Source organism: Mycolicibacter sinensis, from assembly GCF_001673565.1.
GTDB classification, from domain to species: Bacteria; Actinomycetota; Actinomycetes; order Mycobacteriales; family Mycobacteriaceae; genus Mycobacterium; species Mycobacterium sinense_C.
This window is the reverse complement of record NZ_LZMF01000050.1, coordinates 17,855-33,723: the sequence shown is the minus strand read 5'-3', so window position 1 is coordinate 33,723 and position 15,869 is coordinate 17,855. Positions and strand designations below refer to the sequence as shown.

Sequence of the window (15,869 nt, the reverse complement as noted above, 5' to 3'; positions counted from 1 at the left end):
ATCCGCCAATGGTCATCAGGTCCTTGCACCGGCCGGTGACGAACAGCTCGCCGTCCCGGAAGAACCCCAGGTCGCCACTGCGCAGGTAGGGGCCCTCTCCGGTGTCGGCCACGTACGCGTTGAAGGCGTGCTCGGTCTCCTCGGGGCGTCCCCAGTAGCCCACGCCGACGCTGGGCCCGGACACCCAGATCTCGCCCACTTCGTCAGCGCAGCAAGGCAGCCGGGTCTCCGGATCGACGATCAGCACCCGCATCCCGTCCAGCTCCGCGCCGCAGCCCACTATCGCCACGGCGTCGGCATCGTCGGCCGCGACGTCGATCACCTGATTGCGGCCCAGCGCGTTGCGGTCGACGTAGCGCACCCCGGCGACTTCCGGGCTCTGCATCGCGGTGACCAGCAGTGCGGATTCGGCCAGACCGAAGGCGGCCTGGATGCCGTTCAGCTGAAATCCGGCCGGGGCGAACGCCTCGGCGAAGTTCTGCAGAGTGGTCGCGCGGACCGGCTCGGTGCCGATCCAGGCGTGCGTCAGGTTGGACAGGTCCAGTGCCGCGCGCTGGGCCGGTGTGGTGGTCTTGACGCACAGGTCGTAGGCGAAGGTCGGCGCGCCGGTGATCGTGGCGCGGTGCCGCGACAGCATCTCCAGCCAGCTCGCCGGCCGCTTGATGAAGGTGTTGGGCGGCATCATGTAGGTCGTGACGCCGACGTAGACCATCTCCAGGACGCCGCCGATCAGGCCCATGTCATGGTGCTGCGGCAGCCACCACACCGCTACGTCGCCGTCGTGGCCCTTCCACCGCTGGCGCACGACCTCCATGTTGTGCATCAGGTTGGCGTGGCTGACCATGACGCCCTTGGGGGATTTGGTCGATCCGGAGGTGTACTGGATCAAGGCGATGTCATCCGCGTCGATGTCCGGCGCGACCCATTCGGCGGCGTCCGCGGCGGGCTGGTCGAGCGTGCACCACTGCAGCGGGCGATCCGTGGTCAACGCGTCGATCGCCGGGCGGATCCGGGTCTGCATCTCGGCGGTGGCCAGGGCGAAGTCGGCCTGGATGTCGGTGGCGATCTGCTTGAGCCGGGACAAGGTCTCGTTCATCGGCGCGGCGATGGCGCCGGCGTAGACGCAACCGAAGTAGCCGACGGCGTTGTCCAGGCCCGGCTCGCAGGCCAGCAGCACCCGCCGTCCGGCGGCACCGCGCCGTTGCAGCTCGGCTGCGAGGGCCCGGGCGCGCGCGTCCAGCTCGCTATAGGTGATGCGACTTAGCTTGGGACCGCCGTCCGGGCTGAAGCCGAACGCGACTTTGTCGCCGTAACGCTCGGCCTGCTGCTGCAGCAGGTTCATCAGGTTCGTTGCGCTCATGATGGCCCCACCTTAGCGACCCCCACCTCTCGGAATATCCGTTAACAAAAACCTGAGAAATTGATTTTCGCCCGAACGGACGCATCAGTGTGATAGGTCTACGAACGTCCGCTACGTCGGACATGTATCGCTTCACGTGTGATTTCCGGGCGTTTTGCGGCCTATTTTCATGAGAAAAATTCCGCTTCGACAAAGTTAAATACTCATGTAAAGTTCAGCAACGTCCATGATCAGTTTCCGTAGGAGAGCATGATGCAGCTGGCGCTTCGCCCGTACGTCACCCCCGGCGTCGTCATTGCGGGCGCCACGCTCGTGGCGGTCAATGCGGCCGTCCCGACGGCCGTTCTGAAGCCGCCAGCCGAGATCCGCGAGGTCCTGCCCGACGTCCAGCACCGTCCGGTGGCGCTCACCGCCGGGCCGGACTTCTTCCAGCCCTACGTCGACCTGTTCAACAACACCGCCACCAACTTGGTGGCGATGGGGTCGGACAACGGCTGGGGCAACCTGATCATGCAGATCCTCAGCGATCCGGCGTCGTTGTCGAAGTTGCCGGAAGTGATCGACTTCCTCACCGACCCGATGCCGCAGATCAGCGGCAGCGACCCGATGATGGTCATGCTCTCGCCGCTGCTGACCATGGGCATGGGCCTGATCGGCCCGCTGGTCGCCGTCAACAACGCCTGGCACGACATCAACGAGCAGATCTGGAACCCGACCAACCCGATGGACCCGTTCGCGGCGATCTTCACCGCGCCGGCCGTCTTGCTCAACGCCTACCTCAACGGCACCGACACCCTGGACATTCTGGGCATCCACATCCCGGCCTGGAACGGCATCCTGGTCCCCGGCCAGAACCTGCAACTCGACCTGACCACCGGCGACGTGGTCGAGGGCCTGAAGATCGGTGATCAGACCGTAGCCAGCCTGCTCGACCAGACCGGGATCGGCACGATGTCGGTGGCGGGCATGCTGACCGGCCTGCTGGACAGCCTGGGCCTGGGCAGCCAGACTCCCGTCGACCTGCTCGACTCCCTCGGGTTCGCCGACCAGCAGATCTCCAGCGTGTTGTCGACCGTGCTCGACGCCGTCGGGATCGGCGACCCCACCATCACCGACATCATGAGCCAGTTGGGGATCGGCGACGTCGAGGTGGCCGACCTGGTCATCGACCTGACCCGCGCGCTGGGCTTCGACAACCCGACGGTCACCGGCATCGCCGACAGCATCGGCGTGGCCGACCTCAAGCTGGCCGACCTCGGCATGAGCGTGTTCAACGCGCTGGGCATCGGCGACCCGACCGTCAGCGGTCTGCTCGGCCAGATCGGCGCCGACGACCTGACGCTGAACGGACTGCTGACCACCGCGGTCGACGCACTCGGCCTCGGCGGGCAGACCCCGGCCTCCCTGATCGACGCCCTCGGCGGTGGCGACCTGACCAGCCACGAGGTGATCACCTCGCTGCTCGGCGGTCTGGGCCTGGGCAACCAGACCCTGTTCGACCTGCTGAGTCAGGCAGGCGTGGCCGACGCCGACATGGGCCAGATCGCGATCGCCATCCTCGGCGACGCCGGCAACACCTCGATGAACGACGTGCTCGAGGCGGCGGGCTTCGCCAATGTCACGGTCAAGGACCTCACCGACATGATGGGCCTCACCAACCTGTCGCTGGGCACGATATTCGGCAACCTGCAGAGCATGGGGGTCATCGGGAACCTCACGATCAACGACTTCATCGCCGCCACCGGCGGCACCCCGCTGGCCAAGGGTGGCGACACCTCACTGATCGAAGCGCTGGGCGGCCAAACCCTCGGCCAGATCCTGGGTGACCAGGGCCTGCTCGATCAGCCGCTCTCTGCACTGCTCGGCGAGATGGGCACGATGTCGCTGGCCGACATGATCCGCGAGAACTTCTCGATGCCGCTGATCGACATGCTCGCCGGCTCCGGCATGGCCGACATGACCCTGAACGACCTGGTCCTGTCGATGATGCCCAACCAGCCGCTGACCGAACTACTCGGCGACATGGGCAACACCACCCTCGCCGACCTGATCAACCAACTCGTCCCGGCCAACGTGACCATCGTCGACATGCTCAACGACGCGGGCATCGGCGATCAGCACATCAGCGACCTGCTCAACCAGTTCCTGGGTGACAAGACCGTCGCCGGCGCGCTCGACGACGGCGGCATGGGCAGCATGCACCTCGACGACATCATTCGGCAGGCGCTGGGCGGCCAGAGCCTCAACGACATGCTCGGCGAGTTCGGTATCGGCGGTCAGTCACTGAGCGACCTGTTCGACCAGTTCTTCGGCGACTTGACTGTCGGCGGCGCGCTCATCGACGTCGGCCTGGGCGATCAGACCCTCAACGAGCTGATCGACTCCCTGTTCGGGGCGTCGACCGTGAGCTCGCTACTCGGCGACTTCGGCGCCCAGACCGTCAACGAACTACTGGAGTCCATGGGTCTGGGCGACCTCACGGTGATCAACGCCCAGATCGAAGAATTCTTCGGCTCGATGGCCTACTTCATCGACGGCCTGCCGAACCAGATCGCGGCGGTGCTCGGTGCTTAAACAACTCCAGCGCCCCAACAACTTTGGAGCTTCCGTCCGGGAGGGCATCATGCAGCAGACACTTCGTCCCTACGTCACCACCGGCTTGGCCATCGTCGGGGTGGGGCTCGTCGCGGTTCCGTCCGCGGGGTCGCAGCTGCCGCACCTACAGCGGCTCGCCGCGGTCGAGCAGCGGGCCGTCGAGCTGACCGCGGGCGGCGACTTCTTCTCGCCGTACACTGACCTGTTCAACAACACCGCCGCCAACCTGCAAGCGCTGAACCAGAATTCAGTCGACATGTGGGGCTTGCTGCAGCACATCTTCACCAACCCGCAGCAGGCGATGGCCGGCATCCCGGACGTCATCAACATCTTCACCAACCCGCTGCCCACCATCGACGCGCAGCTCCTGCCGTTCCCGGCCGACATCAGCGTGCAGCTGCCCATGTGGCTGAGCTCGATGCTCGCCGGGGTGGGGCCGTGGATCAACGTCTTCAACGCCATGCAAGATCTGATGGGCCAGATCTTCAACTTCCAAGACCCGATGGCGGCGCTCTCCGCGTTGTTCGGTGCGCCGGCGACCCTGCTGGACGCTTTCCTCAACGGCCACAGCAGCTTTGACCTCGGCGGCTTCAGCATCCCGTTGTTCAACGGTCTGCTCACCTCGGCTCCGCTCGGCATCAACATCGATGTCGGCACCATCGTCGACGCCAGCGGAATGGGCAACGAGACCCTGACCGGCCTGCTCAGCGAGATCGGTATCGGCGACACCCCGTTGGACACGCTGATCATCGATCTCCTCGACCAGCTCGGCTTCGGTCACATGACCCCGGTGGACCTGCTCAACGACTTCGGGATCGGCACCGAGTCGCTGTCCAACCTGCTCATCGGCTTGTTCAACGAGGCCGGCATCGGCAACCCCACCATCGCCGAACTGCTGTCCGACCTCGGCGGCATCAACCCGGACGACTCGATCGCCAGCCTGCTGATCGCACTGCTCAACTCGACCGACATCGGTAACCCCACGCTGTCCGAGCTGATCCTGGACCTCGTCGGCGGTGACGAGCAGTCGGTGGGAGGGCTGATCAAGGACCTGCTCGGCGCTTCGGGCAGCGAATCCCTCGCCAGCCTGGTCGACCCGACCTGGACCATCGGTGGCCTGCTGACGGATGCGATGGGCAATCCCCCGCTGACCGATTTCTTCGAGCAGCTGGGCCTGGGCAGCATGACCCTGGGCGCCATGGTCGGCGGCATGTTGGGCGAGATGGGCGATGACACGTTGCTCGAGCTGCTCAACAACGGATTCCTCGGGCCCGACATCACCGGCAGCACCGGACTGTTGGAGATGTTGAGTTCGATGTTCCCGCCCGGCACCACCTTCAGCGACTTTATGGGCGAGTTCGGCGACCAGACGGTCGGCGAACTGCTGGCTTCCATGCCGGTCGGCGAGAACGAACTCGGCATCGACCCGCTCACCTCGATGGTCGACATCAAGTTCACCCAGCTGATGTCGATCGCCGGCATCGGCGACACCCCGCTGGCCGAGCTTGCACCGGACCAGGCCAGCCTGATCGAGAAGATCGGTAACCCGACGCTCAATGCGCTGTTGGGAACGAACACCGTCGGCCAGACCCTGACGAACCTGCACCTTTACGACATGACGATGGCTCAGGCCGTCCAGGCCATGGGCCTGTCCAACTACCAGTTGGAGACGCTGTTCGAAGGCTTGGGCAACCTCAGCGGCAACGTCACGCTGGAGCAGTTCTTCACCGACTTGGGCTTCAACCCGACTCTGTCCGAGCTCCTGGAGCGCCTGCTCGACGGCATGGGCCTGGGCGACGTCAGCCTGCTGACCCTCTTCGCCGATTGGGGCATGGGCAGCATTGGGCTGGAGAACCTGATCGATGCGCTGGGCTTGGACAACATGAACATCTCTTCGATGCTCAGCGCTCTCGGCCTGAACAACATCGACCTGGACATGTTCATCGACCGAATCGGGTTGAGCGGCATCTCGATTGCCGGTCTGCTCAGCGATTTGGGTATGGACAACAGGCACCTCGACGAGGTCATCAACGACCTGCTGGGCGCGACGTCGATCGGGAGCATGCTCGGTGGCCTCGGTCTCGACGAGGTGCATCTGGACACCTTCATCACCGACTTGATGACCAGCGTGCTGGGCGACCCGACCGTGGGAACGTTCCTGGGCTGGCTGGGCCTGGACAGCAACGATCTGAGCACCATCGTGGCGAACCTCGGTCTGGGCGATTGGTCGATCAACTCGCTGCTCACGGATCTGGGCTTGGGCACCACCACCATCGACGACCTGCTCAGTGGACTGGGCCTGTCGGATGTGGGCCTGGTCGATGTCAACGCCGACTTCTTCGGGCTGCTTCCCGAGTGGTTCAACAACATTCCGCAACAGATCGCCGAAGCGCTGGGCTTCTTCGGCTGATTCTGCTGCTACGGCAAGCCCATGTTCCTCCAGAACTAAACGACAACAGAGCTAGCACACCTGTGGGCCAGCACAGATAGGAAATCCCAAATGGCTGTAGGGCGTAACACTTCGGGCAACGGTCTCCCACGTCGGCGGCAGCGCCGGCGACTGCTGGGTGCCAGCAGCGCGGTGGGGGCGTTTTTGGCGTTTGGGGTGGCGCCGGTGTCGGTGGCGCCGGTGGCGGCCGCTGATGAGTTGGATTGGGCGGTTGATCTTCTCGGTTCGGATTTGGCTTCGGCGCTGGGGGATTTGAGTCAGGCGTCGTCGTGGGAGACGTTGTTTGATGCGGGCTCGTGGGAGCCGTTGTTGGCCAATGTGGGCTTGAGCTTTGATGCGTCGGTGGCGGAGTTGCCGGGTTCGGCGGCTGCTGATGACTGGTTCGGTTCGTTGTTCTACCAGCCGTTGCATGATCTGGGGCAGCAGTGGATCTTGAGTCCGTTTGGCGCTGAGGTCAATTCGTTTATCAACATGTTCGGTTTCGGTCAGATCCTGATCGGTAACGGCGCGGACGGTATTGATGGCGGGTCGTTGGCGGAGGCTGCCGGTGGCGCGGGTGGTTTGTGGTTCGGCGACGGTGGTGCTGGTGGCACGTCGGCGGATGGCCTCGGTGGTGTCGGTGGTGCGGCGGGCATGTTCGGCGATGGTGGCGCCGGTGGTGCGGGTCTTGATGGTGGTGATGGCGGCGCCGGTGGTGCTGGTGGCTGGTGGATGGGTGTTGGTGGTGATGGCGGTGCTGGTGGTGGCGGCATCGATGGTGGCTCTGGTGGTCATGGTGGTGTCGGTGGTGCCGGTATCGGCTTTATGTACGGGGTGGGCGGCAACGGTGGCCTGGGCGGCGATGGTGCCGTGGGTGCGGCCGGCGCCGTGGGCTTGGCCGGTGTTGATGGCGGTGTGGGTGCCGCTGGTGGGAATGGCGGCAATGGTGGTGCCGGCGGTAAGGGTTCGTGGCTGATCGGCTCTGGTGGCCAGGGTGGTGCTGGTGGTCAGGGCGCCAATGGTGGTGCCGGTGGTGACGGCGGCGACGGCATCGACGCCACCGCTCCGGGCGCCGCCGGCGGTGCCGCCGGCGACGGCGGCAACGGTGGTGCCGGTGGTGCGGCCGGACACGGCGGCGCCGGCGGTTCCGGTGGCCTGATGGGCTCCTCGGGTACGACCGGTGCCGGGGGCAATGGCGGCAATGGTGGTTCTGCCGGTGTCGGCGGCACCGGCGGCGACGGCGCCGATGGTGATGGGACGTATGTCGACGGTGGTGCCGGCGGTCGCGGCGGTGATGCCGGTGTTGCCGGTGCCGGCGGCAACGGCGGTTCGGGCGTCACCAACGGCACGGCCGGCGCTGCGGGTGCGGCGGCGACCGACGGTGGTAACGGCGGCCGGGGCGGCGACGGCTTCGACGCCGTCACTCCCGGCACGACCGGTGGTGCCGGCGGTGCCGGCGGTGCCGCCGGCAACCTCGGTAATGGTGGCGCCGGCGGCAATGGCGGTGCCGGTGCGGCCGGTCTGGCCGGGCATACCGGTGTCACTGGTGATGGCACCACAGGTTCGGCCGGTGGTGCCGGTGGTGTCGGTGGCGCCGGCGGTGCCGGTGGTTCGGACGCCGGCAACGGTGGTGCCGGTGGTGCCGGCGGCCGTGGCGGTACCGGTGGTGTCGGTGGCGCTGGTGCCGACGGCACCGCGGGTCTGAACGCGGCAGCCGGTAGCGGCGACAACGGTGGCGACGGCGGTGACGCGACCAGCACCGCCGGCAACGGTGGAGTCGGTGGTGTCGGTGGTGCTGGTGGTGTCGGTGGCGCCTCGGCGCACGGCACCGCAGGCGCGCACGGCGCCGGTGGCATCGGTGGCGACGGTGGTGCCGGTGGTGCTGCGGGCAACGGTGGTGCCGGTGGTGACGGTGCCGGTGGCGGCACGGCGGCCGCGGCCGGTGCCGGCGGCAAGGGCGGCAACGCGATCGACTCCGTGGCCGGTCTCGGAGGCGCCGGTGGCGCCGGGGGCTTCAGCGGCGGCTCTACTCAGGCGGCCTCGGGTGCTGTCGGAGCCGACGGCGTCGAAGGTAACGGTGGCGCCGGCGGTGCCGGTGGCGACGGCGAGATCCTTGGCGACGGCACCGTGCAGGACGGTGGCCACGGCGGTAGCGGTGGCGACGCCGGCACCGATGGCGACGGTGGCGCAGGCGGTGCCGGTGGCCGCGGTGCGGCCGGCCCAGACGGTGTCACCGACGCCAATGGCGACGGCACTTCGGGCGGCGCGGGTGGCGCCGGCGGTGCGGGCGGCATCGGTGGTGCAGGCGGCACCAACTCGGGCACGGGCGGGGTAGGCGGTGCCGGAGGGACCGGCGGCGCCGGCGGAAACGGTGGCGCGGCCGATGACGCGACGGTGGCCGGTGGCACCGGCGGCTTCGGCGGTAGCGCCGGTGCCGGCGGGATCGGCGGGGACGGCGGTGCGGGCGGCACCTCGGCGATCGGTGCCGGTGGTGCCGGTGGTGCCGCGGGTAACGGCGGCGCGGCGGGACAGGCTGCCGCCGGTGGCAAGGGTCTGGGCGGCGGTGACGTCGACGCGGCCGGCGCGGGCGGCCAGGGCGGCGACGGCGCAGTCGGCGGTGCGGCCGGTGCGGCCGGTGTCGGGACTGATGGCGGCGCGGCCGGCAGCGCGGGCAACATCGGTGTGGGCAGCAATGGTGGTGCCGGTGGCGCCGGTGGTGACGGCAGTGGTCTGGCCAGCGACGGCCTGACCGGGCAGGCCGGTGGCGCGGGCGGCCAGGGCGGCAATGCCGCCACCGACGGCGACGGTGGCGTCGGTGGCGCGGGCGGCCGGGGCGCTGACGGCACGTCCGGGATCACCGACAACAGCGGCAATGGGACCGCTGGCGGCAACGCGGGCGCCGGCGGCCAGGGCGGCGCCGGTGGCGCGGGCGGTTCCAACTCCGGTGACGGCGGTACCGGCGGTACCGGTGGACAGGGCGGCGCTGGTGGTAACGGCGGCGCGGCGGATGACGCGACAGTGGCCGGCGCCGCTGGTGGTAACGGCGGCAGCGCCGGCACCGGTGGTGCGGGCGGCAACGGCGGTGCCGGTGGCGCTTCGGTCAACGGCACCGGTGGTGCGGGCGGCGAGGCCGGCAACGGTGGTGCAGCCGGCGCGGCGGCGGCCGGCGGCATGGGACTCGGCGGCGGTGGCCTGGACGCGGCCGGCAACGGTGGCGCCGGCGGTGACGGTGCCGACGGTGGTGCGGCAGGTGTCGGCGGTGCCGGCGGAGTCGGCGCCGGCGAGGGTGCCGACGGTGGTGCGGGCCAGGCCGGCCTCAGCAGTGACGGCGCGGCCGGCGGTAACGGCGGTGCGGCCAGCGGTCTGGCCGGCGACGGTCTGACCGGTCAGGCGGGCGGCGCCGGTGGCCAGGGCGGCAACGCCGCCACCAACGGCAACGGTGGAGCCGGTGGTGCCGGCGGCGCGGGCGCAGATGCAGCGCACGGCACCACGGACGGGGCCGGCAACGGCACGACCGGTGGCGTCGGTGGTGCCGGTGGCGCCGGCGGTGTGGGCGGTGCCGGCGGGAGCAACTCAGGCAACGGCGGTGCCGGTGGTGCCGGCGGTGCCGGTGCGGTCGGCGGTAACGGTGGCGCGGCAGCCGACGCGACGGTGGCCGGTGCGGCCGGCGGCAACGGCGGTAGCGCGGGCACCGGTGGTGCGGGCGGTGCCGGTGGGGCCGGCGGCACCTCGGCCAATGGCACCGGCGGCACCGGCGGCGACGCCGGCAACGGTGGTGCAGCTGGTGAGGCGGCGGCCGGCGGCAAGGGCCTCGGTGGCGGCGGCTTCGACAGCGCCGGTAGCGGTGGTGCCGGCGGCAACGGCGCCGACGGCGGTGCGGCGGGCAACTTCGGAGCCGGCGGGGCCGGTGCCGAGACGGGCGCCGACGGTGCCGCGGGCGAGGCCGGCCTCAGCAGCGACGGCGCAGCCGGCGGTAACGGTGGCGACGGGAGTGGCCTGGCCAGCGACGGCCTGAGCGGTCAGGCCGGTGGTGCCGGCGGCGTCGGTGGTGACGCGGCCGCGGTCGGAAACGGCGGCACCGGTGGTAACGGTGGCCTCGGTGCGACCGTCGCCGGCATCACCGGCATGGACGGCAACGGCACCGACGGTTTCGTCGGTGGCGTCGGCGGTAACGGCGGCACCGGTGGCGCCGGGGGTACCACGTCGGGCAATGGTGGCGTTGGCGGTAACGCGGGCAATGGTGGCAATGGTGGCGCCGGCGGTCATGGCGCGGACGCGACCGTCGCCGACACCGCCGGCGGCTACGGCGGTAACGCCGGTGCGGGCGGTCAGGGTGGTACCGGCGGCACCGGCGGGGTGGCCAACAACGGCACCGGTGGCGCCGGCGGTAACGCCGGTGACGGCGGCGACGCCGGTGTCGCCGGTGATGGCGGTACCGGCCTCGGTGGAGGCGGCGCCGACAATGCGGGTGCAGGCGGTGCCGGCGGCGCCGGTGCCGAGGGCGGCGCCGCAGGTGCTGCCGGCGCCGGCGGTAACGGCACCGAGTCCGGAGCCCAGGGCGGCGCCGGCAACGGTGGCGTCGGCAGCGACGGCGGCGCCGGCGGCCAGGGCGGCGCTGGTATCGGCCTGATCAGCGCAACCAACACCGGCCAGGGTGGTGGCGCAGGTGGCGCCGGCGGCGACGGCTCGTCGACGGGCAATGGTGGTGCCGGCGGTGACGGCGGTACCGGCGCCACGGTGGACGGCATCACCGGCGGCGACGGCAACGGCACCGATGGCGCCGACGGTGGTGCCGGCGGTGTGGGTGGCGTCGGTGGCGCAGGTGGTTCCGTCTCCGGCAATGGCGGCGCGGGCGGCAATGGCGGCGCGGCCGGCCACGGCGGCCACGGCGGCAACGGTGCGGACGGAACCGCCGGAATCAATGCCGGCGCAGGCAGCGGCGGGAACGGAACCGACGGCGGCGACGCCGGCGACGGCGGCACGGGCGGCAACGGCGGTCAGGGCGGCGACGGTGGTGCGGGCGGTACCGCCACCAACGGTGCGGCCGGCGCCGACGGGCTTGGCGGTGTCGGCGGCAATGCCGGTGACGCGGGCAATGCCGGTAACGGCGGCCAGGGCGGCCACGGATCCGGCGGTGGCGCCGGCGTCAAGGCCGGCAGTGGTGGCGCCGGCGGCCAGGGCGGTGTCCGCGGCGAGGCCGGCGCCAGCGCCGGTGAGGGCGGTTGGAACGCCGGCCACACCGTGCAGGCTGCCGATGGTGCAGCAGGTGCCGCGGCCACCGGAGGCAACGGCGGTGTCGGCGGTAACGGTGGCGCCGGTGCGGTGCACGGTGACGGATCGCCTCAGGCCGGCGGGGACGGTGGCAACGGTGGCGCGGCGGGTCCGGTCGGCACCGGTGGCGCGGGCGGTAACGGCGGTATCGGCTCGACCGGTAAGGCGGGCATCGACGGCGCCGTCGATGGCGCCGGCAACGGCGGCAGCGGCACCAACGGCGGCCTCGGCGGCGAAGGCGGTAACGGCGGAAAGGGTGGCGACGGCGGCAGCGAGTCCGGTGATGCCGGCGCCGGTGGCGCCGGCGGCGCCGGTGGCGCGGGCGGTCGCGGTGGTTCCGGCGCGAATGGCGCCAACGCGACGTCGGTGCCGTCCGGCAGCGGACTCTCCGGTGGCGACGGCGGCTACGGCGGTGACGGCGGTGCGGGTGGCCTCGGTGGTAACGGTGGCGTCGGCGGTGTCGGCGGCACGGCCACGGACGGCAACGACGGCGCAGCCGGTGCCGGCGGTGTCGGCGGCCAGGGCGGCGCCGCGGGTAACGCCGGTAACGGTGGCACCGGTGCCAACGGTGCCGGCGGCGGCTCCAACGCGGTTGCCGGTCACGGCGGCAACGGTGGTGACGGTGGCGACCGTGGCGCGATCGGCCTCGGCGGCAAGGGCGGCCTGAGCGGCGACGGCCACCAGGCCGTCAACGGCGGCAATGGCGGTGCGGCCACCGGCGGTAACGGTGGTGCCGGCGGCCGTGGCGGCAACGGCGCGCTACTGGCCAACGGCAACCCGCAGAGCGGAGGCGCGGGCGGACTCGGCGGTGACGCCGGAACCTACGGCAACGGTGGCGCCGGTGGCGCCGGTGGTGCCGGCAGTGTCGGTGGCAACGGCGCCAACGGCACGGCCAGTTCGGTCAACGGTGTCAGCGGCCAGTCCGGTGGCTCCGGTGGCGACGGCGGCGCGGGCGGCAAGGGCGGCTCTATTGCCGGTAACGGTGGCGCAGGCGGCGGCGCCGGGGCTGCGGGCAACGGCGGCAACGGCGGCAACGGAGCCCAGGGCAAGGCGGGCCTCGACGCGTTGGCCGGCAGCGGCGGCGTCGGCAGCAACGGCGGCGCCGGCGGCAACGGCGGCAACGGCGGCAACGGCGGCAACGGCGGTAACGGCGGCGCCGGTGGTACCGCCACCAACGGCACGGCTGGCCTCAACGGTCTGGGCACGGTCGGCGGCAACGCCGGCAACGCCGGGACCGGCGCGGATGGCGGTCGCGGTGGCCACGGCGCCGGCGGCGGAGTCAACAGCATCGCCGGATCCGGCGGTAACGGCGGTGCGGGCGGCAACGTCGGCACGGCCGGCACCGGTGGCACCGGCGGCTTCAACGCCGACGGCACTCAGCGGGCCGGCGGCACCGACGGCGCGGCAGCCGCACACGGCGGTAACGGCGGTAACGGCGGCAACGGCGGCAACGCGCAAGGCACGCATCAGGCCGGCGGTAAGGCCGGCAACGGCGGCGACGGCGGCAACATCGGCAACGGCGGTAACGGCGGAAACGGCGGGTCCGGTACCACCGGCGCTGCCGGAGTCACCGGTGGCGACGGCAATGGAACCGACGGCGCTTCCGGCACGGCCGGCGCGGCCGGCGGTCACGGCGGTAACGGCGGCTCCATCTCCGGTAACGGCGGCGCCGGCGGTCACGGCGGTAACGGCGGCAGTGGCGGTAACGGCGGCAACGGCGCCCTGGGCACCAACGGTGCGGCCGGCGGCAGCGGCGGCGACGGCGGCAACGCCGCCTCCGGTGCGGCCGGCGGTAAGGGCGGCAGCGCCGTCAACGGCATCGCGGGCAACGGTGGCAACGGCGGCAACGCCGGCAATGCGGGTAACGGCGGTACCGGCGCCAACGGCTCGGGCGGCGGCACCAACGCGGTGGCCGGCGCGGGCGGCAACGGTGGTGACGGTGGCGACCGCGCCGCGGCAGGCGTCGGCGGTGCCGGTGGTACCGGAACGGGCGGCCCGGGTGCAGACGGCGCCAACGGCGCACTCGGGCTCGGCGGCAACGGTGGCAATGCCGGCCACGGCGGCATCGGCCAGGTACTCGCGGACGGTTCTTCGCAGTCCGGTGGTAACGGCGGCGTAGGCGGAGCGGCCGGCACGATCGGTAACGGCGGTGCCGGTGGTAACGGTGGCGCCGGCGCCCTGGGTGCCAACGGCATCATCGATGGCAGCGGCAACGGCACCGACGGTGCCGACGGCGGCATGGGCGGCAACGGTGGCGTGGGTGGTGCCGGCGGCACCATCTCCGGTAACGGTGGCGCCGGTGGCCGCGGCGGTGTGGGTGGTACCGGCGGCATCGGTGGCGTCGCTCAAGGGACCGACGGCCAGAACGCGGTCGCCGGCAGCGGCGCAGACGGCGGCCACGGCGGCAACGCGGGCGTCAGCGGTAACGGCGGTGCCGGTGGACACGGTGGCGCGGGAGCCCTCGGCGGCGCCGCCACCAACGGCACCCAGGGCAGCACCGGTGCCGGCGGAGTCGGCGGCAACGGCGGCGCCGGCGGTGACGCCGGCCGTGGCGGCAACGGCGGTGCCGGGGCCGGCGGCGGCGCCGACCACACGGCCGGTGACGGTGGCGACGGCGGCAGCGGCGGCTACGCCGGCTATGGCGGCGCCGCCGGCAATGGCGGGGTCGGTGGCAACAACACCATCGCGGCCGACGGCAAGGCCGGCGCCGACGGCAACGTGGCCACCGGTAACGGCGGCAACGGCGGCAAGGGCGGCGCCGGCGTGATGCTCGCCGACGGCGTCGCTCAGTCCGGTGGCAGCGGCGGTGACGGTGGTGCTGGCGGCGCTGTCGGTAACGGTGGCTCCGGTGGGGCCGGCGGTGCGGGCGCGACTGGCAGCAACGGCATCACCGAGGCGTCCGGTGACGGCACCAACGGTGTTGCCGGCGGCAACGGTGGCCACGGTGGTAGCGGCGGCGCAGGCGGAAGCCAGGCCGGTAACGGCGGCGCAGGCGGTGTCGGCGGCGCGGCCGGTGCGGGTGGTCACGGCGGCGATGCCGCCGACGGCACCGCCGGCGTCGACGCGGCCGCGGGCAGTGGCGGCAACGGCACCGACGGTGGCGACGCCACCGGCACGGCCGGCAACGGTGCGGCCGGCGGGATCGGTGGTAACGGTGGCTTCGGCGGTAGCTCCGCCCACGGCACGGCGGGCGCCGACGGCGTCGGCGGCAAGGGCGGCAACGGCGGCAACGCCGGTAGCGCCGGTGACGGTGGTCGCGGCGGCCACGGCGCCGGTGGCGGCGCCAACGCCGTGGCCGGATCCGGCGGTAACGGCGGCGACAGCTCCAGCACGGCAGGAACCTCTGGCGCAGCCGGGGCGGGCGGCTGGAACGCCGATCACACCACCCAGGCGGCCGGCGGGATGGCCGGGGCTGCCGGTAGCACCGGAAACGGTGGCGCCGGCGGTAACGGCGGTACGGGCACCAATGCGGTGCTCGGCGGCGCGGCGGCCCAGCAGGGCGGTGCGGGCGGCGCCGGTGGCGACGCGGCACTCAACGGCAACGGTGGTGCCGGCGGCACTGGCGGCGCGGGCGGAAACGGGGCCACCGGCACTGGCGGCAACACCGGCGCCACGGGTGGCTCGAAGGCTCCTGGCGGGACGGGCGGCAACGGTGGCGCTGGAACAGATGCTGCCGCCGGCGGCGCGGGCGGAGCCGGTGGTGCCAGCGGCACCGAATCGGGTAACGCGGGCGTCGGCGGCACCGGTGGTGCCGGCGGTAAGGGCGGTAACGGCGGTGTCGGTGGCACCGGCGGCACCGGTGGTGCCGGCTCCAAGGGCAACACCGCCGGGGCCGGCGGGCTCGGCGGCAACGGCGGTACCGGTGGCACCGGCGGGGCGTCCGGCGAGGGCGGCGCCGGAGGCGCCCTCCGCAACGGCAGCGGCACGGCCGGCGCCGACGGCGCCGACGGCGCGGTCGGCAAGGGCGGCGACGGCGGCAACGGCGGCAAGGGCGGCGTCGGCGGCAACGGCAGCACCGGAAAGAACGGCTGGTCCGCCGGCGCCGGCGGTAAGGGCGGTACCGGTGGCGGCGGCGGTGCCAGTGGCACCGGCCAGGCCGGTCTGCCCGGAGCCGGCGGGTCCACAGGTGGCGCGGCTAGCGGTACCGACAACGCCACACCCGGTCAGGGCGGTGCCGGCGGTGCAGGCGGCAAGGGCGGCGGATCATGATGATCC

4 protein-coding genes are annotated in these 15,869 nt (G+C 71.8%); 3 read left to right on the top strand and 1 reads right to left on the bottom strand.

The window, feature by feature from the left end; genetic code table 11:
* Nucleotides 1–1,360, bottom strand: a 1,360-nt coding sequence (locus tag A5648_RS08420) for a fatty acyl-AMP ligase (RefSeq protein ID WP_131810539.1), incomplete at its 3' end; no start/stop codon positions are given.
* Between the two features lie 249 nt (nt 1,361–1,609).
* Here A5648_RS08420 and A5648_RS08415 point away from each other — a divergent pair.
* The 3 genes from A5648_RS08415 (at nt 1,610) to A5648_RS24885 (ending at nt 15,863) form a co-directional block, all read left to right on the top strand.
* Nucleotides 1,610–3,934: a hypothetical protein gene (locus A5648_RS08415; protein ID WP_065024101.1), complete on the top strand. Its 2,325-nt coding sequence runs from the start codon at nt 1,610–1,612 to the stop codon at nt 3,932–3,934.
* 49 nt (nt 3,935–3,983) lie between these two features.
* Nucleotides 3,984–6,365: a hypothetical protein gene (locus A5648_RS08410; protein ID WP_065024100.1), complete on the top strand. Its 2,382-nt coding sequence runs from the start codon at nt 3,984–3,986 to the stop codon at nt 6,363–6,365.
* Between the two features lie 90 nt (nt 6,366–6,455).
* Nucleotides 6,456–15,863: a PE family protein gene (locus A5648_RS24885; protein ID WP_165607314.1), complete on the top strand. Its 9,408-nt coding sequence runs from the start codon at nt 6,456–6,458 to the stop codon at nt 15,861–15,863.
* The last annotated feature ends 6 nt before the right edge of the window (nt 15,864–15,869 follow it).